Source organism: Desulfuromonas carbonis, assembly GCF_054658035.1.
In genome coordinates this window covers 140,494-159,882 of record NZ_BAAHXR010000002.1, presented here as the reverse complement: position 1 = coordinate 159,882, position 19,389 = coordinate 140,494, and the positions used below count along the sequence as shown (strand labels likewise).

Here is a 19,389-nt window from a genome sequence, read left to right as displayed (position 1 = left end):
ACATACAATGGGAACCGCCCGTCATTCAAAGCAGATAGAGGAGCCCCGGCAGGCGACCGAGGGCGAGGTACATTCCATCGAGCTGAGCTTTGCTTTCCAAGCGGGCCAGGAGAGTAACACAGAGGTAGGTCCCTTTCTTGCTGGGACGAACGCGCAGCGCATCCAGGGGGATCGGCATCACCGTGGCCGCGGCACGCTGGACCGCAGTCACAAAATCGCGGGCCGGGTCGGCCGGACCAAAGACCTTGAACTGGTATTCGCAGGGGAATTCCATCTTCAGTTCAGAAGCGACCGGGGCCTGCACCTAGAAACCTCCGCTGCTGCCGGTATGGCCGAAACCGCCGATGCCACGGCAGGTATCGTCGAGCTGTTCGACTTCCACAAGTTGCGCGCGGACGATGGGGGCGATGACCAGTTGCCCAACCCGGTCGCCAGGGTTGATCACTGCCTCCTCTTGCCCATGGTTGATGACAATCAGACCGATCTCGCCTCGGAAGTCGCTATCGATGGTACCGGGGCTGTTGAGCATCGTCAGTCCCTGGCGCAGGGCCAGCCCGGAGCGGGGCCGGACCTGCCCCTCGAAACCGGCGGGAATGGCCAGGGCAATTCCGGTCGGCACCAGCCGACGCTCGCCGGGGGCGAGGTGCAGCGCCTGGTCAAGCGCGGCGCAGAGGTCGAGGCCGGCTGCCCCGGCCGTCATGTAACGGGGAAGGATCGCCTGCGGGTGCAGTTTTTTAACGGAAACGGTCAGAGGAGTCATGAAAGGTCACTCTTCGGCCTGCCAAGGGTCAGGTCGATCTCGGGGAAATCGGCCGGATCGACCCGGCCGAGCAACTGCAGGTTGAGAAACTCATCCCTGAACAGGCTCCGGGCGAGGGCCTGCACATCTTCGCCAGTCACCCGGTCAAAAGCATGCATCAGGTCGCGCAGGGGGACCTGCCCGCCGAGATAAATTTCGTTTTTTGCCAGGCGGGTCATACGGTTTTCGGTACTCTCCAGGGAGAGCAACAGGTTTCCCCGCAGCTGTTCCCGCACCGCCGTGAGTTCCTTCTCGGGGACCACGGCATCGCAGAGCCGCCGCATCTCCCGCTGAATGATATCGACCACCGAGCGAGTGTCATCGGGCGCGGTACCGGCGTGGACGACGAGAGCACCGCCATCACTGTGACAATGCAGGTAGCTGTAGATGGAGTAGGCGAGCCCCCGCTCTTCGCGCACTTTTTGAAAGAGGCGGGAACTCATGCTCCCACCCAGCAGGCCATTGAGGATATAGGCGGAGAAACGGTCGGGATGGTTCTGGGAAAGGGCGCGGGTGCCGAAGCAGAGGTGGACCTGTTCCAGCTCCCGGTCACAAATCGCCAGGTGCCGGCTGTAACCGGGGGGAGCGGTTGCCGGCAACTCCCCGCTCGCCGGCAGATCGCCGAAGGCGCGGTTGAGTTGATCGACGAGATCATCGTGATCGAGGTCGCCTGCGGCAGAGATCAGCAGGCTTTCGCCGGTATAACGTCGCCGCAGGAAATTGATGAGGGCGTTCCGATCGAACGCCCTCACCGTCTCTGTCGTCCCCAGGACCGGAGAGCCCAGGGGATGGTCTTGCCAGAAGATCTGGCTGAACAAGTCATGGATCAGGTCGTCGGGCGTGTCCTCCACCATGTGGAGTTCCTGCAGCACGACCCTGCGTTCTTTCTCCAAGTCATCGAGGTCAAACCGGGGATGGCGAATGACATCGCTGAGCAGGTCAATGGCCAGCGGTAACCGTTGTGCCAGGACCTTGGCGTAGTAGCAGCTGAACTCGCGACTGGTGAAGGCGTTGAGCATGCCCCCCACCGAATCGATCTCGCGCGCGATCTCCAGGCCACTGCGCCGCTCCGTCCCCTTGAAAAGCATATGTTCAAGGAGGTGGGACAGGCCCCTTTCTTCCGGCAGTTCGTGCCGGGAACCATTCTCCACCCAGACGCCGATGGCCACCGAGTGGGCACCCAGGAGGGGTTCGCTGATAAACCGGATACCGTTATTCAGGACCGTTTTGCGAATCATCTTTCCGCCTGCCGTCAGGCCTCCTCGGGAGCCTTCTGGCCGAGGGCCTCCTTGCGGGAGAGCTTGATTTTACCCTGCTTGTCAACCCCGATGCACTTGACCAGGACCTGCTCGCCTTCCTTGAGCACGTCACTAACATTGCGGACCCGCTCGGTATCGAGCTCGGAAACATGGACCAGGCCGTCGGTCCCCGGGAAGATCTCAACGAAGGCGCCGAATTCCATGATCTTGCGAACGGTTCCCATGTAGAGCTTGCCGACCGTCGCCTCCTGGGTGAGGTCGCGGATCATCTTGATCGCCTTCTTGCAGGCGTCGCCGTCAGCCGAGGCAATATTGACGCGGCCGTCATCCTCGATGTCGATGGTACAGCCGGTTGCCTCGATGATGCCGCGGATGTTCTTGCCACCGGAGCCGATGACGGTGCGGACCTGGTCGGGCTTGACGTAGATGGTGGTAATCCGCGGCGCATATTGGGAGAGTTCCTTGTTCGGAACGCTGATCGCCTTGGCCATCTCGCCGAGAATGTGCAGGCGCCCTTCCCGGGCCTGCTCCAGGGCCTGCTTCATGATCGCCCGGTCGACGCCGGTGATCTTGATGTCCATCTGCAGTGCAGCAACGCCGGCGGCGGTGCCGGTGACCTTGAAGTCCATGTCGCCGAGATGGTCCTCGTCGCCGAGAATGTCGGAAAGGACGGCCACGTCGTCCCCTTCCTTGATCAGACCCATGGCGATTCCGGCCACCGCTTCCCTGATCGGCACGCCGGCTTCCATCAGGCTCAGAGAGGCGCCGCAGACGCTCGCCATCGATGAGGAACCGTTCGACTCGAGGATGTCGGAGACGATGCGGATAGTGTAGGGAAAATCGTCATGTTTGGGCAGAACCTTGGCGATGGAGCGTTCGGCCAGCATGCCGTGACCGATCTCGCGACGGCCGGGGAAGAGGCGCATGCTGGTCTCGCCGACCGAGAAGGGGGGAAAGTTGTAATGAAGAAGGAATTTCTTGAATTCCATCCCCTGGATGTTGTCCATGCGCTGCTCGTCGCCACTGGTGCCGAGGGTCGCCGCAACCAGTGCCTGGGTCTCGCCGCGGGTGAAGAGGGCGCTGCCGTGGGCGCGGGGGAGTACACCGATTTCACAGCTGATCGGACGCACGGTCTTCATGTCGCGACCGTCGATGCGCACCTTCTCCTTCAGCACTTTCTGACGCAGCACCTTCTTGGAGATGGAGCCGAGGATGGCACCGATCTCGGCGCCGCGGCCTTCGAACTCCTCGGCCAGGGCCACCTTGACCTCGGCTTTGATCTGGTCGATGGCAGCGTAGCGCTCCTGCTTGGCACGGATCGTTCCAGCCTCGGCGAGGCGCTCGGCAGCCAGTTCCTTGACCCGGGCTTCAAGAGCCGCATCGGTCTCGGCGACCACGAATTCACGCTTGGCGACGCCAACCAGTTCCTGCAGCTTGAGCTGCATGTCGATCAGCGGCTGCAGCGAACGATGACCGAAGAAGATCGCTTCGAGCATCTCGTCCTCGGAGACGAGGTCAGCCTCCCCTTCGACCATCATTACCGCGTCGCGGGAACCGGAGACGACGATTTCAATGTCGCTCTCGGCCATCTGCTGCAGGGTCGGGTTGGCGATCAGTTCGCCGGCAACGCGACCGACGCGCACCGCGGCAATCGGCCCGGCGAAGGGAATATCGGAAATCACCACGGAAGCGGAGGCGGCGACCATGGCCAAGGTGTCGGGGTCGTTGATCAGGTCGGCGGAGACGACCGTCGGCATGATCTGGGTTTCGAACATGTACCCCTTGGGGAAGAGCGGCCGCATCGGCCGGTCAATCAGGCGGCAGATCAGGGTCTCGCGCTCGGTCGAACCGCGCTCGCGGCGGAAGAAAGAGCCGGGGATCTTGCCGGCGGCGTAGAACTTCTCCTGGTAGTTGACGGTGAGGGGGAAGAAATCCTGCCCTTCACGCATCTTGTGCGCGGAAACCACGGTACAGAGCACCTTGGTTTCACCGTAGGTGATGACGGTGGCGCCGTCGGCCTGACGGGCCATTTTCCCCGTTTCGATGGTCAGGGGCTGACCGTTGAACTCGATTTCAACCTTGTGATACGCCATGAAAAACTCCTTTCCGCACGGCCCTTCAGGCCGGGTGCGGGACCTGTCGCCCGCAGGCGACCGTTAACCAACAAAAAATGGCAGAAGGAGGATGGCCTGAGACAGCACCCGCGACAGGCATCGCCTGTTTCAGGTCCTCTCTCCGGACAGCCTCCAATGCCATCGACAAAACGAAGGGCAGCAGACTCTCCGTCGCAACGAAGAGCATGCTGCCCCAGATTACCGGCGGATGCCAAGTTCCTTGATGACGATCCGATAGCGCTCGACGTCCTTCTTCTTCAGGTAGTCGAGAAGCCGCCGTCTTTGCCCGACGATCTTGAGAAGACCCCGACGGGAATGATGGTCCTTCTTGTGGGTCCGGAAATGCTCGGTCAGATAGGTAATCCTCTCGGAGAGGAGCGCGATCTGAACTTCCGGAGAGCCGGTGTCGCCCTCGTGGGTCTTGAATTTGCTAATGATTTCCTGTTTACGTCCCGTGGCCAGCACTGTGCCACCTCCTTTCAGCGAACTGCACCGGCCCTGGCCGGCACTTGAGATTTGCGAAACATCGTCCCTTTTATCATACCGATTCGGTTCTGTAAAGGACTATATCGATCGATTCTCCCGCCAGATTTCCGGATTGGCGAATACCCGTAACAATTCGAAATCACCGCGCCCTTCCCGTTCGCGCCGGGGGGCGAAACGGGCGATGGCGGCGATTGCGCCGGCCGCCTCGAGCAGGACCCGTGCGCCCTCGGCAAGCGCCTCGGTGTTGCTGCACTCCAGGAGCTGCGGCGGTACACCGTTGGCAAGCCTGGCGGCCGCCGCGGCCTCGACCGCCACCACTGCCATCTCGGGCAGCGCCGCACGGGGTCCGAGCAGGGGCAAGGGCCCTTGTTCGGCAGTCCGGTCTTCAAGCTCGTCCAGGGTCAGGCAATCAGCTTCCACGAATGGCCCGGAACGGGTCCGACGCAAGGCGGTCAGGTGCGCACCGCAGCCAAGGGCCGCACCGAGATCGTGGGCAAGGGTCCGGATGTAGGTCCCCTTGGAGCAGGTGACGAGGATCTCGACCAGCGGCAACGCGACCTGGAGCAACTCGAGGCTGCGAATGGTGACCGGCCGTGGCTGGCGCTCGACCTCGATCCCCTGACGGGCCAGACGGTGCAGGGGTACACCCTCCCGCTTCAGGGCCGAATACATCGGCGGCAGCTGCAGGATATCGCCCCGCAACCCGGCGGCCGCGGCCTCGAGGCGAGCCGGGGTAACCATGTCCCAGGACGCTTCACTGACCGTCTCACCCTCGGCATCCTGGGTGGTGGTCGCGATCCCCAGCCGCAGGGTGGCCCGGTACTCCTTCTCCCCTTCCATCAGGAACTCGACGAGGCGGGTCCCCTCCCCCACTGCTACGGGCAGAACCCCGGTCGCCATCGGGTCGAGAGTCCCGGTATGACCGATGCGTCGGGTCCCGAGCAACCGCCGCAAGCGGCGGACCACGTCATGGGAAGTCATCCCCGGCGATTTGTCGATCAGCAGGATACCGTGCACGAAGGGATCAATCGACCGGAATCTTGAGGCGGGAAAAGACGGTCTGCCGGACCTGTTCCAGGGTCCCGGAAACCTCGGCACCGGCGGCATTGTGGTGCCCCCCGCCGCCGAGTTCCCGCGACAGGGCGCCGACGTCGACCGTCCCTTTGGAGCGGAAGCCGACCTTGAAGGCGGTCGGACTGACCTGGCGGAAGAAGATGGCAACCTCCACATTGCGGATGGAGCGCGGGTAGTTGACGAAACCGTCGGTGTGCTCGGCGCTGCTGCCGGTAGCGGCGTACATGTCGCTGGTGACGCTGATTGAGGCATAGCGGCCGCAGGCGGAAAGGGTCAGGGTCGCCAGTGCCAGCGCCAGCAACTGCAGGCGGCGGGCGTCCTGGTTTTCATAAAGGCCGGTCGCGATTTCCCAGGGGCTGACGCCAAGGGCGATCATATCGCCGGCGATGCGAAACGCCTCGGGGTTGGAGTTGGAATAGCGAAAGGAGCCGGTATCGGAAATGATGGCCGCGTAGATGCAGCTCGCGACCTCCCGGGAGATCGGCCAGCCGCCGGCGGCGAGAATCCGGTAGACCATGGCGCCGGTGGCGCAGGCCTCGGTGTCGACGTAGTGGATCGAACCGAATTGTTCCGAGTAGGGATGGTGGTCGATGTTGGCGAGTACGGTACAGTGATCGCGCAGTTCGCTCCCGGCCCGGCGCAGTTCGCCGGCATCGAGGATGAAGCCGGCATCGAAACGCGCTCCCGCTTCGATGCGGTCGGTCACGGTCGCGGCGCCAGGAAGAAAATCGAAAGCCGCCGGTACGCCGTCCCGGTTGTAGGCGACAACCTCCTTGCCGAGTTCACGCAGGGCGAGGGTCAACGCCAGGGTCGAGGCGAGGGCGTCACCGTCGGGACCGGCATGGGAAGCGACCAGAAACCGCTCCCCCTCATTGATCGTCTTCAGGATCGCCTTGAGCATTCTTCTCGCCGCTGTTCAGGTCACGGAGCAGGGATTCGATCCGGTTGCCGTATTCGAGGGAGGTGTCGTATTCGAAGGTCAGTTCCGGGACCAGGCGCAATCGCAACCGCTTGCCGATCTCCCGGCGCAGGTAGGGGAGCGCCGAGTTCAGCCCGCGTTCGCTTTCGCCCCGGGCGCGTTCGTCGCCGATGACGGTAAAGAAGATGCGGGCGTAGTGCAGATCCCGGGAGACTTCGACGGCGGTAATGGTGACAAAGCCGACCCGCGGGTCCTTGAGCCCTTTCAGGATCAGGGCCGAAATCTCCTTCTGGATCTGCTCGCCGACCCGATGAGAACGCTGGAATTCCAAACCTTATCCAATCCGTTGTGTTCAGTAGTGGAGATATTCACTAAATCGCTCGCTGACCTCCGCCACCCCGAGCCGCTCGATCTCCTCCTCGATGCGGCCGAAGACGCCCTGGAGCAGGGGCTCGTCGCTGCCGACCATGACGATGCCGAGTTCGCAGCGTTGCCAGAGATCCTGCAGGCCGGTTTCGGCGGCGGAGACCGGGAAGTGCTCCCGGAGCCGGGCGAGAAGCCGCCGGACGATGGCACGTTTTTCCTTCAGATTCTGCGGACTCCAGAGCTGAAGGTCGAGCCTGAGTACGCCGACAACCATTGTCCCCCCCGGGGCTAGAGGGTCGTCTTGATCGATTCGATCTCGAAGGCCTCGATAATGTCACCGACCTTGAGGTCGTTGTAGTTCTCCAGCCCGATCCCGCATTCGTAGCCGGTAGCCACCTCGCGAACATCGTCCTTGAAGCGCTTGAGGGAGCTCATCTTCCCCTGCCAGACCACGACGTTGTCCCGCAGCAGGCGGACCTGGGCGCCACGCAGGACCTTGCCGTCGGTGACATAACAGCCGGCGATGGTCCCGACCTTGCTGACGCTGAAGGTTTCCCGCACTTCCACCCGGCCGAGGTACTTCTCCTGCAGGGTCGGGGCGAGGAGCCCTTCCATCGCATCGCGGATATCGGCGACCGCGTCATAGATGATGTTGTAGAGGCGGATGTCGACCCCTTCCGCTTCGGCCAGATTGGCGGCCTTCGGTTCGGGACGGACATTGAAACCGAGGACGATGGCATCGGAGGCCGAAGCAAGGGAAACGTCGCTTTCGATAATTCCGCCCACCCCGGTATGAATGACGACCAGCCGGCAAGCCTCGGTGGAGAGCTTGAGGAGGGAGTCCTTGACCGCCTCGACGGAACCCTGCACATCTCCCTTGATAATGACCTTGAGCTCCTTGACATCCCCCTGCTGAATCCGGGCGTAGAGCTGTTCGAGAGAGATCTTGCTGCTCTTGGCCAGCTCCGCTTCCCGCAGTTTCTGCTGGCGGTGCTGGGCGACGTCGCGAGCGGCCTTCTCGTCTTCCACCGAGTGGAAGGAGTCGCCGGCGTCGGGAACCCCGGTGAGACCGGTGACCTCCACCGGAATCGACGGACCGGCTTCTTCCAGACGGTCGCCGCGGTCGTTGGTCATGGTCCGAACCCGGCCGAAGTGGACCCCGGTCACGATCGGATCGCCGATTTTGAGGGTCCCTTCCTGGACCAGGACCGTGGCCACCGGGCCACGCCCCTTGTCGAGGCGGGCCTCGACGACCACCCCTTTGGCGCGCTTGTCGGGGTTGGCCTTGAGGTCCATGACCTCGGCCTGCAGCAGGATCATTTCGAGCAGCTGGTCGAGGTTGGTCTTCTGCTTGGCCGAGACCTCGACGAAGATCGTTTCGCCGCCCCATTCCTCGGGAACCAGCTCGAACTCGGTCAGCTCCTGCTTGACGCGCTCGGGGTTGGCGTCGGGCTTGTCCATCTTGTTGATGGCGATGATGATCGGAACCCCGGCGGCCTTGGAGTGATTGATCGCCTCTTTGGTCTGCGGCATGACGCCGTCATCAGCGGCCACCACCAGGATGACAATGTCGGTCGCCTTGGCACCGCGGGCACGCATGGCGGTAAATGCCTCATGGCCCGGGGTGTCGAGGAAAGTGATCTTCTTGCCGTCGAGCTCGACATCGTAGGCACCGATGTGCTGGGTGATGCCACCGGCCTCGCCGGCAGTAACGTTGGCGGTGCGGATGGCGTCGAGGAGACTGGTCTTGCCATGGTCGACGTGGCCCATGATGGTCACCACCGGCGGCCGCGGTTTGAGATCCTCGACCTTTTCATCAGTGGTTTTCAGGCTGTCGTGCTCGAGGATCGTCTCCTCGTCGAAAGCGACGTTCTCGACCTCGTAGTTGAACTCGGAGGCGAGGATCGCTGCCGTTTCGAAATCGAGGGGGTGGTTGATGGTCACCATCGATCCCTGACGCATCAGTTCCTTGATCAGGTCGTTGGCCTTGACCCCCATACGTTTGGCGAGTTCGCCAACGGTAATTACATCGCTGATGCGGATGATGCGCTTGATTGCCTTGGAGACCGTCACCTCGGTCTTCTTCTGCATCTTGGGCGGACGCTTGCCGCGGCGCAGCTTGCCGCCGTCGCGATCCGGTTCGAAAACTTCCCTTCTGCCGCGACGGCGTCCGGCCTCGGCCGGAGCCTCACTGTAATCCGCGCCCTTCCCTTTTTTCTTCTTCTTGCCGCCACGGGCTTCCTTGGCGACGAACGGCTCGCCGGCCACCGGCAGCGACGGTGTCGGCGCCGAGCCGGGACGGGACGGACGATCGGGACGGGGGGCCCCCGGACGTTCCGGACGGGCGCTGGCGGGACGCTCCGGACGCTGGGTTCCGGGGCGCTCCTGGCGTTCGCCGCGCGCCGGCCGGGCGTTGTCGGGGCGGGTCTCCGTGCCGCGGGGCGCTTGCTGGTGGAGTTCAACCCGGCCGAGAATCTTCGCCCGCGAGGCGGTGGCCTTCTCGGCACGCGGCTCGGCAGCGGCGGCCGGTTTCTCCGCAGCCGGTTTTTCTGCAGCCGGTTTTTCTGCAGCCGGTTTTTCTGCAGCCGGTTTTTCTGCAGCCGGCTTTTCCGCGACCGCTTTCGCGACGACCGGTTCACCGGCGTCGACTCTCTTGGTCGGCGTCTTTTCGACGGGCTGGACAGGTTCGGCCGCTACCGGTGCTGCTGCAGCGGGAGGAGTATCTTCCTGCTCGGCAGCAACGGGCGCTTCCTTGGCCGCTTCAGCCGTGGGGGCCGTTGCCGGTTCACTGGGGGCGGCTTCGGCGGTGGCGGTCTCCTCGGGGAGACTCTCCACGACCGGGGGCGCGGCTACTTCCTTGCGGCGTCGGCGGATAATCCCGGGAGTGATCCGCTCCTCTTCGATCTTTTCGACGGTCGTTTCGACGGTCGGGGTCGAAGCAGCTTCGAACTTGCGAATATCGTCCTCTTCCAGAACGCTCATATGTGTCTTGCCTTCGACACCTGCGGCTTCCAGTCGATCGAGGAGGGCCTTGTTTTCAAGACCGAGCTTTTGCGCCAGTTCGTATACCCTTGTCTTTCCCATCAATTCTCCCCTGCGATATGCGTGTAGCGGATCAGCTCCTGGTGCATGGAAACAGCGAGCGAGTGCTTTCTGACGGCAATGACGCTGCGCTCTTCCTTCCCCAGCAGCCGGCCGAAAGTATCCTTGTCGAAACAATGCCAGCAAGGTATCCCACAGGCAGCGGCTTTTCCGGTAATCTTGTCACCGACACCTGCCGATATGTCTTTGGCAACCAGCACCAGGGCCGGAGGTGTCAATGCCGTCATGGCGTCGAGCACCAGGTTGGACCCGGAAAGAATCTGCCCGGCCTTGCGGGCCATGCTGATCAGGCCATGAATCCGTTCCCAGATTTGCCCTTTGAGGCTGGCGAGCAAATCGTCAGCCGTCACCTCCGGCAGCGGGCGACGAAACGCCCGGGCAAACTGTCCGCGCCGAACAGCGGCGGCAATACACCCGGGTTCGGGGCAGGTGTAGGCACCGCGTCCCGGCAGGCGGTGGCGGTAATCGACCAGCAGGGTTCCGTCAGGCGCCAGCACGTAGCGGACCAGGTCTCCCTGCCGCAGGGTCTTGCGGCAGCCGATACAGGTCCGCTCGGCGCTGTGTCCTGCCAGGCCCAAGGGCCGGCTACTCCTCGTCCCCGCCATGTCCCGGCAGGACACCGAGTTCGGCGAGACCGCGGGCGAGTTCATCCTTGCTCATCGAGCTGCGCCCGGCGAGCTTGTGTTCCTTGGCGAGTTCGTAGAGCGCGTCACGGGACATCTCGGCGACGGCGTCTTCGGCTTCGGCGGCGAGCGCTTCGGCCTTCTCCTCGGCAGCTTCGGCGGCGAGCTCTTCGAGCTCTGCTTCGGCGGCGCGGGTTTCGCTCTTGATATCGATCTTCCAGCCGGTCAGCTTGGCGGCGAGACGGACGTTCTGCCCTTTCTTGCCGATCGCCAGCGACAGCTGGTCATCAGGGACGATAATTTCCAGGGCCTGCTCGTCGTTGTCAACGTAGACCCGGGTCACTTCCGCCGGCGACAGCGCCGAGCAGGCGAAACGGGCGATATCAGGGGTCCAGGGGATGATATCGATCTTCTCGCCACGCAGCTCGGAGACAACATTCTGCACCCGGGAACCGCGCATGCCGACGCAGGCGCCGACCGGATCGACATCCGAGTCGTGGGAGACGACGGCAATCTTGGCGCGGCTGCCCGGCTCGCGGGCGACGTTCTTGATCTCGACGATCCCCTCGGCGATTTCCGGCACCTCGAAGTGGAAGAGCGCTGCCACAACCCCGGGATGGGTGCGGGAGAGAATGATCTGCGGCCCCTTGGGGCTCATCTTGACATCGGAGATGTAGGCCCGCACCCGGTCGCCCTGGCGATAGTTTTCGCGGGGGACCTGCTCGCGATGGGGGAGCAGGGCTTCGGCGCGGCCGAGATCGACGATCAGGTCGCCGCGCTCGTAGCGACGCACGATGCCGTTGACGAGCTCACCGACCCGGTCCTTGAATTCGTTAAAAACCCCTTCGCGCTCCGCTTCACGGACCTTCTGGATGATCACCTGCTTGGCGGTCTGGGCGGCGATGCGGCTGAAGTTGCCGGCATCGAGCTTCATACCGAGGGAATCACCGACCTCGACCTCGGGGTCAATCTCCTGGGCTTCCTGGAGATCGATCTCCTTGTAGGAATCGAGGACTTCCTCGACGACAGTCACGAACTCGAAGACCTCGACTTCACCCAGCTCGTCATTGAAGTGGGCTTCAAGATCACGGGTGTTGCGGTACTTCTTGTTGGCTGCGGACAGCACTGCCGATTCGAGCGCTTCGACCAGCACGCCGCGATCGATGCCCTTGTCCTTGACCACCTGGTCGATAATATGGTTGAGGTTTACCACCATGCTCCTGTCCCCCTGTAACTGACTCCTCCACCGGGACCTAGGCAGAGGGCTGGATGATCACTGGGTAACCCGGCGAGTTCAGAACTCCGGGTCGAGATTTGCCTTCACGATGGCGTCGAGGGGGATGACCACCTCGCCGCCCTTCTTGTCGAGCTGCAGGACCCGCACCATCTCGCCGTCGAGACCGAGCAGGCGCCCGCCAAAGGTCTTGCGCGGCTGCCCGCGACCGTCCGGATCGAGCTGCTCCAGGGTCTTCAACTTGACCCGTTCACCGGCAAAGCGCCGGAAATCCTCCGGTTTCTTCAGCGCCCGGTCGATGCCGGGGGATGAAACCTCGAGGCGATAGGCGCCGGGAATCAGGTTCTCGATCTCGAGGATGGCGCCAAACTCCCGACTCACCTCGGCGCAATCGTCGAGGGTCACTCCGCCGGGCTTGTCGATGAAGATCCGCAGCACCAGGTCGCGTCCCTCGCGCAGATATTCGAGATCCACCCCTTCAAGGCCGAGCTCGGCCAGGATCGGGGCAAGCAGCCGTTGGATATTTTCGAGCAGACTTGCCTGGGTCACGGCAAAAATCCCGCGCTACAAGAGCCTGAAATAAAAAAAGTGAGCGGAAAGCTCACTTAAAACCAGTGAACGAACTGAAACGTTCAAGTTGATACCATGAGAAAGCTTACTTTGCAAGGGAAAAAATCTTCTCCCGGTCACTCCCGGGCCACCACCCGGGCCCCTTTGAGCAGACTATTCATCTCCTCCCAGGAGTCGGTCGCACCTCCCCTTTCGGTGTAGTAGAGGTAGACCCAGAAGGGGGCGTGGAAACCGACAATACCGAGAAAGCGGCGAGGTTCCCCGTGCAGCCGGTAGGAACTCTCGATGCGCCAGGCAAAGGTCAGCCCCGGGAACGACGTCGGGCGACGGCTGGTAACGACCTCGCTCACCCCCTCTTCCGCAGCGAGGCTGGCGGCGGCGTATTCGGCGGAGCGTTCGATGCCTGCGGCAGCGGGCTCTTTTTCAGCGGCGCGCAGCGGGCTGAAGTCGATCAGCAGCAGCGATTCGCTCTCCGGCTGGTAGACGAACCCCTCGTTGGCGCCGAGCCGCTGCCGGGCCAACTCGGTTACCCGCTCGGATTCGACCTCTTCCCCCCGGCCGGCGAGCTCCCGGGTCAGGTCGGCGACGGTAGCACGCAGCAGGAAGTCGGGAGGATTGCGCCCGAAGACCCACCCCCCGGCCGGCAGGTCGAACTCGAGGGTCAGGCGCTCGTTCAGGGCCAGGGCCTGGGGAGCGGCCAGTGCGCTGACACTGCTGCAAAAAAGGATCAGGCAGATGATCAGAAAGGGCACGCAGCTCTCCTGGTCTACGGTGGTTTCGCTTACTATAGCAGACCTTAAATCGCCATGCCCGGCTCAGGGCTCATGCCGCGCGAGGAGGGTCAGGCTCTCGATATGGAAGGTCTGGGGAAAGAGGTCAATGGGGCGGGACCAGAGCAGGCGGAAGGGGCCGTGCAGCAGCGGCTGCAGGTCCCGCGCCAGGGTCGCCGGATCGCAGGAGACGTAGGCGATCAGAGCAGGTGGGTGGGTGGTCAGCTCCCGCGCTACTGCATAGGCGCCGCTGCGGGGCGGATCAAGCAGAACCAGGATCGGGGGACTCGCCGGGAAGTAGGTGCGCAGCGCCCCTTCCGCCGGCCGGGCATGGAAGTCAAGGTTAGCCAGGCCGTTGCGGCGGGCATTGCCACGGGCCGAGGCGATGGAGGGGGCATAGTCCTCGACCCCGGTTACGGTTTTGACCCGCCGCGCCAGCGGCAGGGAAAAGTTGCCCATGCCGCAGAAGAGATCGAGAACGGCCTCGTCCCCCTGCCAGGGGTGGGCCGTGAGGAGTTCGGCGACCAGGGCGCGGTTCTGCGCCAGGTTGACCTGGGCAAAGCCCCCCGGACCGTAGCCGAGCTGCAGCGGCGGGGTGTCGACCTCGATCAGCAGCTCCTCGCCGCCGCAGACCTGGACCAGGCTCGACTTGCGCCCGCTTTGCAGGAAGAGGTCGAGTCCGGCGGCGAGAGCCAGCGGGCGCAGGTAGTCGGCCAGCCGCTGCGGGTTCGCATCGAGACAGTGGACCACCGCGCGCAACTGCTCGCGGTCGTCAACGGAGAGGTCGAGCTGGGGGATGCGGTCGGGGCAGGGAGACTCGGGGAGCCAGGCGCGAAAGAGCGCCAGGCCACGATTGATCACCGGGGCGCTGATCGGGCAGTGGGCAATATCGACGACGAAGTGGCTGTTGGGGCGATAAAAGCCGAGCTGCAGGCCGGCGGCCGTTTGCCGGCACTTGAACTGGACCCGGCTGCGATAGCCCCATTCCTGTTCGGCGGCGAGGAGCGGCCGGACCGCGGCTTTCTCCACCCTGGCCTGGCGCCACAGCTGTTCGGCGAAGACCGTCCCCTTCCAGTGGCACTGGGTCGGATAGTCGAGGTGCTGCCACTGGCAGCCGCCGCACTCGGCGTAGACCGGACAGGGCGCCGGGCGTCGCCCCGGTCCCGGCTCCAGGAGTTCGGTCAGCTCCGCCTCGGCGAAGCGGCCGCGATCCCGGGTGACCCGGCAGCGCAGCCGGTCGCCGGGCGCGCTGCGCGGGACGAAGATCGCCTTGCCGTCGTGGCGGCCGACACCGTTGCCGCCGAAGGCGAGGCTGTCGATGGTCAGCTCCAGCATCAGCGTTCCCCCCGGGGAAGAAATGGGCGGGGCCGAGCGACGGCCAGCTTCTGCCGCAGCAACCGTTGCGGGTAATCGGGGCGCGCCAGGTAAATGCTGCCGGTGCGCAGGAAATCGTCGATCAGCGCCGTCCGCACCCGCTCGACCTCGGCGCCGGGCACTCCCATGCGTTCGAGCTGGCGCACTTCGAGGGGAGCATCGCCCAAGAGTGCCGCGGTCTGCGCCAGGGCGGCGGCCGGGTCGGCCTCGTCCTGGAAAAGATCAATACGCAGCGGCAGGCGGCTGTGAACCTCGACTCGGACCTTGTGATAGTCGCCAAAATAGCGATTACTGTGGTCGAAGAACTCCAGCACGAGGCCGTTTTCAAGCTGTTCGCGCCGCAACAGCGTCAACTCAGTCATCGCTCCCCTCCCCCTCTCTCCTGCGGCGTTCCGAATCGACCCAGTCGATACTGCGCATCATGCCGTGCAGGATTTTCACCTCGCGCGGGTTGAGCCCGGCGCGGCCGAAGATGCGGCGAAAGGTGTGGAGGATGTGGTCGGGGTTCTGCGGATCGAGAAAACCGATGGCGAGCAGACTCCTGCGCATGTGGGCATAGAGCGATTCGAGCTCGCGGTGGCTCGCCAGCTTGCGACCCGCCCGCTGCAGCCCGGCATTCGCCGCCGCTTCCTGGGCGACGGCGTAGAGGCAGAGGGAAACTGCCTGGGCGAGATTCATCGACGGCAGCTCGTCGCGGGTCGGGATGGTGATGAAGCGCTGGCAGAGATCGAGCTCGGCGGTGTAGAGCCCGTGGTCCTCGCGGCCGAAGACAAGGGCGACGCGCCCCTTGACCGCCTGCGGCAGGAGATAGCTGGCAGCCTCGTGGGGGTGGAGAAAATCCTCGCGGTACTTGCCGAAGCGGCGCGTGGTGCCAAGGGCGAGGCTGCAATCGGCGAGGGCGGCAGCGAGATCGGCATATTGCCTGGCCCCCTCCAGCAGCGGCGCCGCCTTCACCGCCATGCGTCGCCCCTCGTCGCCGAGATAGTCGACCTGCGGCGCCACCAGGCGCAGCTCGCCGAAGCCGAAGTTCATCATCGCCCGGCAGACCGAGCCGATGTTCAGCGCCCCCTGGGGTTCGACCAGGACGACGACGACGTTGCGCAACAATTCGGCGACCTGATCGGAGGAGTCGGAATTTTCTTCTGGCGTTGCGTTCATGCGGGGCAAGCTGGCTCCTTTGGAACTGGGTAAAACGAATTGGGTCAAAGGCGTTTCGCGCGGATAACTTCGGATCAAATCTGATTAAGTTCGGATGCAACCAAGCCCCAAGGCCTGATCCGATTTTTATCCGAAGTGATCAGATTTGATCCGCGTGAACCTGCCTTTCGCAATGAACTTTCAGCGCAGATCCCCCAACGCATACTGCAACACCGCCACAGCAGCAATGGCAGCGGTCTCGGTGCGCAAAATACGCGGGCCGAGGGAGACCGGCAGGAAACCGAGGTCGCGGGCTTCGGCGACCTCCTCCGGGGCAAAGCCCCCTTCCGGTCCAACCAGCAGGGCAACCTGCCCGGGGCGCTGGCCGGCGATCGCTTCGTCGAAGCCCCAGCCCGCCTCCCCTTCGTAAAGGATCAGGCGCAGGTCGGCCTGGGCGGCGGCGTAGGTCGCGCTGTCCCAGTCGGTGACGGCGCCGAGCTCCGGCAGCATCGCCCGGCGGCATTGACGGGCGGCGCGCAGTACCACCTCCGGCCAGCGGTGCGATTTCTTCTGCCCGGCATCCCGTTCTTCCAGGGTCGCCGAGCGCCTGGTGATCATCGGCACGATGCGGGTCGCGCCGAGTTCGGTCAGCTTTTGCAGCACCAGCTCAAAGCGCTCCTTCTCCGGCAGGGCGTGGTAGACGTGGAGGGCGACGCGGCTCTCCGCCGGCCGCTTCAGCCGCTCGAAGGGGATCACCAGCCACGCCTCCCCGTCCGCCACCAGCCGGGCGCGGTAGCAGGTCTGCTCCGGGTCGACCAGGGTGACGATGGCTCCGGGGCGGGCACGCCAGGCGGCGAGGGCTGTCAGGGCGACGGCGGAGAGGGGACAGACCGTTTCCAGGGTCGGGACGGCGTCGAGGCGGAGGATGCTGCCGGGACCGCCGCTATTGACGCATTCCGGGATCAAGACCGGCCTCCCGGAACTGGGCAAAACGCTGGCGGGATGCGTTGGCGAGATCGTCGTCGTAGAGTTCGGCGAAGTCGATGGCGTGCTCGAACTGGCGCACGAACCCGGGCGAGCACGGCTTGCCCATGATCAGCACCTGGGCACCGTTGGGATTCTGCTCCTCGGTAGTGATGGCCACCGGATCGTCAAGGCAGTCGACGGCGCCGTTGCACCAGGCGTGGGGGATAAACGCCCCCTTCTTCCAGGTCCACATGAAACCGTCGAGGGTCACTCCCTGGTTGTCGTCGAGGACAGTCACCAGCACCCGCTTGCCGGCGTTGAAATACTCTTCGGCCAGTTCGCAGAGGTGCTTGGCCTTTTCGGGCTTCTTCAGGCGGATGAACTCAACGCGGGGCATATCAGGCTCACTTGGAAAGGCAAATGGGGCGACCGTTCAGCCGCCCCTGTCTATAGCATTATTGCCGGGGGGATTTCAATGCCGGCAGCTCTTGGTACCCCGAAGCAATCTGTGCACCAGAAAACTGGCCCGGTGGAGCGCTGGAGATAGCTCACCCCCTTCAGAGGATTTGATCCCTATTCGTAGTGAGTCCACAGACGGAGGACCTTCACCGTACCAATCTCCTCGAGAACCTGGTAGATGAGGCGATGCTTGATATTGATACGTCGTGAATAGGCGCCCGCCAGGTCGCCTACAAGCTTTTCGTAGGGAGGGGGATTTTGGAAGGGATTCTCGGCCAGGATGTCGAGCAATTGCTGTGCTTTGGATTTCAAACCCGAAGCAGCGAGTTTCTTTGCATCCTTCTGAGCCTGCCTGGTGTAGACCAGACGCCAGCTCACCAGTCCAGTTCCTCATCGCATTCTTCCACCGGTGTCTTCATACCATCGACGATTGACTCCCGCATACCGGGGACAGAATGCAGATAAAGGGTCTCCTGCACGGCGCGCCAGTCGTCCTCGGAAATCAGGACCGCACTGTTGCGTTTGCCGGTGATCTGGATCGGTTCGTGCGATTCAGATACGTCGTCGAGCAGTTGGTAAAGAAGCCTTCGGGCTTCGGTTGCCGTTATCGTGGTCATGGGCACCTCCTTTGCGTACGCAAAATCGTACGCCGGTTCTGAGGCCTTGTCAACCAGCGATTGTTTCTTCCCGCTGCTTCGAACCACCCCGAAACCTTACCCCGGCCGGATTTCCTTATTGCTTCCACATTTCGTTCACATTCCCGCGCTACCTTTGCATCAAACGCGGTGGAAGGAATGAATCTCCCCGCAGCAAGCTACGGGGTATCAAAAGTTTAGATTGATCGCTTTCATCGAAGCAAGCTTCGGGGAATTCGACCCACCTGAGATTAAAATGAACCATCACCCACTTCCGCCAGGGAGGTGACCATGAAACGACTCGTTACCATCCTCAGCTTCATCGCCCTGCTCACGGGGACTGCCTACGCGGCCGGGCCGAAAGAAGGCGGCGGCACCCTGCTCGGCGCCGGCGCCGGGGCGCTGATCGGCTCCCAGTTCGGGGGCGGCACCGGTCGACTGGTCGGGGTCGCCATCGGCACCTTGGCCGGTGCTCTGATCGGCCAGGATATCGGCCGCACCCTCGACCGCACCGACCAGATCTACATGGAGCAGACCGCCCAGCAGACCCTGGAGACCCTCCCCAGCAACCAGACCAGCACCTGGGTCAACCCGGACAGCGGCAACAGCGGCGCGGTGACGCCGACCCGAACCTATCAGGCCAACGACGGCCGCTACTGCCGCGAATACCAACAGACCGTCATCGTCGGTGGCGAGGAGCAACAGGCCTACGGCACCGCCTGCCGCCAGCCTGATGGCTCCTGGCAAATCGTCCGCAACGCCGAGCCGGTCCAGACGCAGGTAGTCACGCAGCAGACCACCCGGGTCTACGTGCGGGAGCCGGTTTACGTCCCCCGCTACCGCCCGGCCTACTACTGGCCGTATTCCACCTACCTATCCTTCTCGTACAGTGACCGCTCCGACCGCTACGACCGCGCAAGACATCATCGCCACCGGGATCATTGACCCTTTCCTTGTCACCCTTGGCTCCAAATGACTACGGCAGCCGCCCCATCCGGGTGCGGCTGCCGTTGATTTGTGGACCCTGGTCGGCGGACGCAGCGACCGGTTATTGACCAAAGCCAGCAGTCGTCCTCGCCGGAATTTCGCGCTAGCCCCGCTCCAGGTACTCCTTGAGCGCCACCGCATTGTTGTGCGCCTCATCCCGGGCGCCAAAGACCAGCGTCACCCGTCCCCTCCCCAACAGACCGCGCAGTTCCGCCACCGCCTCGGGGTGGTCATCCAGTTCCGCGAAGTAGCGGCGCTTGAACTCCGGCCACTTCTCCGGCTCGTGGCCGAACCACTTGCGCAGCTCATCGCTCGGCGCAACCTCCTTGAGCCAGGCGTCAAGCTGCATTACCTCCTTGCTGCGGCCCCGCGGCCAGATGCGATCGACAAGGATTCGGCGACCGTCCTTAGCGGACGGTTCCTCATAGGCTCTTTTGACGGCTATTTCCATGGTACTGACCATTGTAGCAGTCTTCCGCCATACAATATTGGCCAGCGCAGAGGGTAGCAGGGAG

The 19,389-nt window shown here is 63.5% G+C and carries 22 protein-coding genes and 1 pseudogene; 1 reads left to right on the top strand and 22 read right to left on the bottom strand.

Going from position 1 to position 19,389, the window contains the following annotated elements:
* Positions 1 to 25 precede the first annotated feature (25 nt).
* From ACYQ8E_RS02955 to ACYQ8E_RS02855, 21 genes are all read right to left on the bottom strand, one after another.
* Complete coding sequence (locus ACYQ8E_RS02955) at positions 26 to 304, bottom strand: YbeD family protein (protein WP_066726855.1); 279 nt, start codon at positions 302 to 304, stop codon at positions 26 to 28.
* Positions 305 to 760: a dUTP diphosphatase gene (gene dut / locus ACYQ8E_RS02950; protein ID WP_066726854.1), complete on the bottom strand. Its 456-nt coding sequence runs from the start codon at positions 758 to 760 to the stop codon at positions 305 to 307.
* Positions 757 to 2,037: a M16 family metallopeptidase gene (locus ACYQ8E_RS02945; protein WP_066726852.1), complete on the bottom strand. Its 1,281-nt coding sequence runs from the start codon at positions 2,035 to 2,037 to the stop codon at positions 757 to 759. The genes dut and ACYQ8E_RS02945 overlap by 4 nt, the downstream gene beginning before the upstream one ends.
* A gap of 14 nt (positions 2,038 to 2,051) precedes the next feature.
* Positions 2,052 to 4,151 (bottom strand): polyribonucleotide nucleotidyltransferase, encoded by a 2,100-nt coding sequence (gene pnp / locus ACYQ8E_RS02940; RefSeq protein ID WP_066726850.1) that lies wholly within the window; start codon positions 4,149 to 4,151, stop codon positions 2,052 to 2,054.
* 219 nt (positions 4,152 to 4,370) lie between these two features.
* On the bottom strand, positions 4,371 to 4,637 hold the full coding sequence (gene rpsO, locus ACYQ8E_RS02935; RefSeq protein WP_066726846.1) for a 30S ribosomal protein S15: 267 nt from the start codon (positions 4,635 to 4,637) through the stop codon (positions 4,371 to 4,373).
* 99 nt (positions 4,638 to 4,736) lie between these two features.
* On the bottom strand, positions 4,737 to 5,675 hold the full coding sequence (gene truB, locus ACYQ8E_RS02930; RefSeq protein WP_197463760.1) for a tRNA pseudouridine(55) synthase TruB: 939 nt from the start codon (positions 5,673 to 5,675) through the stop codon (positions 4,737 to 4,739).
* Positions 5,676 to 5,682: 7 nt separating this feature from the next.
* Positions 5,683 to 6,633, bottom strand: a complete 951-nt coding sequence (locus tag ACYQ8E_RS02925; RefSeq protein ID WP_066726843.1) for a DHH family phosphoesterase — start codon at positions 6,631 to 6,633, stop codon at positions 5,683 to 5,685.
* Complete coding sequence (gene rbfA / locus ACYQ8E_RS02920; RefSeq protein ID WP_066726841.1) at positions 6,602 to 6,982, bottom strand: 30S ribosome-binding factor RbfA; 381 nt, start codon at positions 6,980 to 6,982, stop codon at positions 6,602 to 6,604. The genes ACYQ8E_RS02925 and rbfA overlap by 32 nt, the downstream gene beginning before the upstream one ends.
* Positions 6,983 to 7,003: 21 nt before the next feature.
* The gene (locus ACYQ8E_RS02915; RefSeq protein ID WP_066726839.1) at positions 7,004 to 7,291 is read right to left on the bottom strand and encodes a DUF503 domain-containing protein; all 288 of its coding nucleotides are present in this window, start codon (positions 7,289 to 7,291) and stop codon (positions 7,004 to 7,006) included.
* A 14-nt stretch (positions 7,292 to 7,305) separates the two neighbouring features.
* Positions 7,306 to 10,101 (bottom strand): translation initiation factor IF-2, encoded by a 2,796-nt coding sequence (gene infB, locus ACYQ8E_RS02910; protein ID WP_066726837.1) that lies wholly within the window; start codon positions 10,099 to 10,101, stop codon positions 7,306 to 7,308.
* On the bottom strand, positions 10,101 to 10,697 hold the full coding sequence (locus ACYQ8E_RS02905; RefSeq protein ID WP_066726835.1) for a DUF448 domain-containing protein: 597 nt from the start codon (positions 10,695 to 10,697) through the stop codon (positions 10,101 to 10,103). Before ACYQ8E_RS02905 ends, infB begins: the two co-directional genes overlap by 1 nt.
* Before the next feature lie 7 nt (positions 10,698 to 10,704).
* Positions 10,705 to 11,958 (bottom strand): transcription termination factor NusA, encoded by a 1,254-nt coding sequence (nusA, locus tag ACYQ8E_RS02900; RefSeq protein WP_082820258.1) that lies wholly within the window; start codon positions 11,956 to 11,958, stop codon positions 10,705 to 10,707.
* A 78-nt stretch (positions 11,959 to 12,036) separates the two neighbouring features.
* Positions 12,037 to 12,525, bottom strand: a complete 489-nt coding sequence (gene rimP, locus ACYQ8E_RS02895; protein WP_066726833.1) for a ribosome maturation factor RimP — start codon at positions 12,523 to 12,525, stop codon at positions 12,037 to 12,039.
* Positions 12,526 to 12,662: 137 nt separating this feature from the next.
* Positions 12,663 to 13,298, bottom strand: a complete 636-nt coding sequence (locus ACYQ8E_RS02890; protein WP_066726832.1) for a hypothetical protein — start codon at positions 13,296 to 13,298, stop codon at positions 12,663 to 12,665.
* A gap of 63 nt (positions 13,299 to 13,361) precedes the next feature.
* Positions 13,362 to 14,651 (bottom strand): class I SAM-dependent RNA methyltransferase, encoded by a 1,290-nt coding sequence (locus ACYQ8E_RS02885; RefSeq protein ID WP_066726830.1) that lies wholly within the window; start codon positions 14,649 to 14,651, stop codon positions 13,362 to 13,364.
* Positions 14,651 to 15,052: a hypothetical protein gene (locus ACYQ8E_RS02880; RefSeq protein WP_066726829.1), complete on the bottom strand. Its 402-nt coding sequence runs from the start codon at positions 15,050 to 15,052 to the stop codon at positions 14,651 to 14,653. The genes ACYQ8E_RS02885 and ACYQ8E_RS02880 overlap by 1 nt, the downstream gene beginning before the upstream one ends.
* Entirely contained in the window at positions 15,045 to 15,848 is an 804-nt protein-coding gene (locus ACYQ8E_RS02875; protein WP_459860050.1) for an RNA methyltransferase, read from the bottom strand. The genes ACYQ8E_RS02880 and ACYQ8E_RS02875 overlap by 8 nt, the downstream gene beginning before the upstream one ends.
* Positions 15,849 to 16,028: 180 nt before the next feature.
* Positions 16,029 to 16,793, bottom strand: a complete 765-nt coding sequence (locus ACYQ8E_RS02870) for an RsmE family RNA methyltransferase (RefSeq protein WP_066726827.1) — start codon at positions 16,791 to 16,793, stop codon at positions 16,029 to 16,031.
* Positions 16,771 to 17,190 carry a DNA polymerase III subunit chi gene (locus tag ACYQ8E_RS02865; protein ID WP_066726826.1) on the bottom strand — a complete coding sequence of 140 codons (420 nt, stop codon included), beginning with the start codon at positions 17,188 to 17,190 and terminating at the stop codon, positions 16,771 to 16,773. The genes ACYQ8E_RS02870 and ACYQ8E_RS02865 overlap by 23 nt, the downstream gene beginning before the upstream one ends.
* Positions 17,191 to 17,366: 176 nt before the next feature.
* Complete coding sequence (locus ACYQ8E_RS02860) at positions 17,367 to 17,630, bottom strand: Txe/YoeB family addiction module toxin (RefSeq protein ID WP_066726825.1); 264 nt, start codon at positions 17,628 to 17,630, stop codon at positions 17,367 to 17,369.
* Complete coding sequence (locus ACYQ8E_RS02855; protein ID WP_066726824.1) at positions 17,627 to 17,869, bottom strand: type II toxin-antitoxin system Phd/YefM family antitoxin; 243 nt, start codon at positions 17,867 to 17,869, stop codon at positions 17,627 to 17,629. Before ACYQ8E_RS02855 ends, ACYQ8E_RS02860 begins: the two co-directional genes overlap by 4 nt.
* 309 nt (positions 17,870 to 18,178) lie before the next feature.
* Between ACYQ8E_RS02855 and ACYQ8E_RS02850 the strand changes: the two are divergent.
* Positions 18,179 to 18,640 (top strand): annotated as a pseudogene (locus ACYQ8E_RS02850) (RT0821/Lpp0805 family surface protein); the annotation flags it as partial.
* 337 nt (positions 18,641 to 18,977) lie between these two features.
* On the opposite strand, the gene ACYQ8E_RS02845 reads toward ACYQ8E_RS02850, so the two are convergent.
* Positions 18,978 to 19,325 carry a DUF488 domain-containing protein gene (locus tag ACYQ8E_RS02845; protein WP_066729743.1) on the bottom strand — a complete coding sequence of 116 codons (348 nt, stop codon included), beginning with the start codon at positions 19,323 to 19,325 and terminating at the stop codon, positions 18,978 to 18,980.
* Between the last annotated feature and the right edge of the window lie 64 nt (positions 19,326 to 19,389).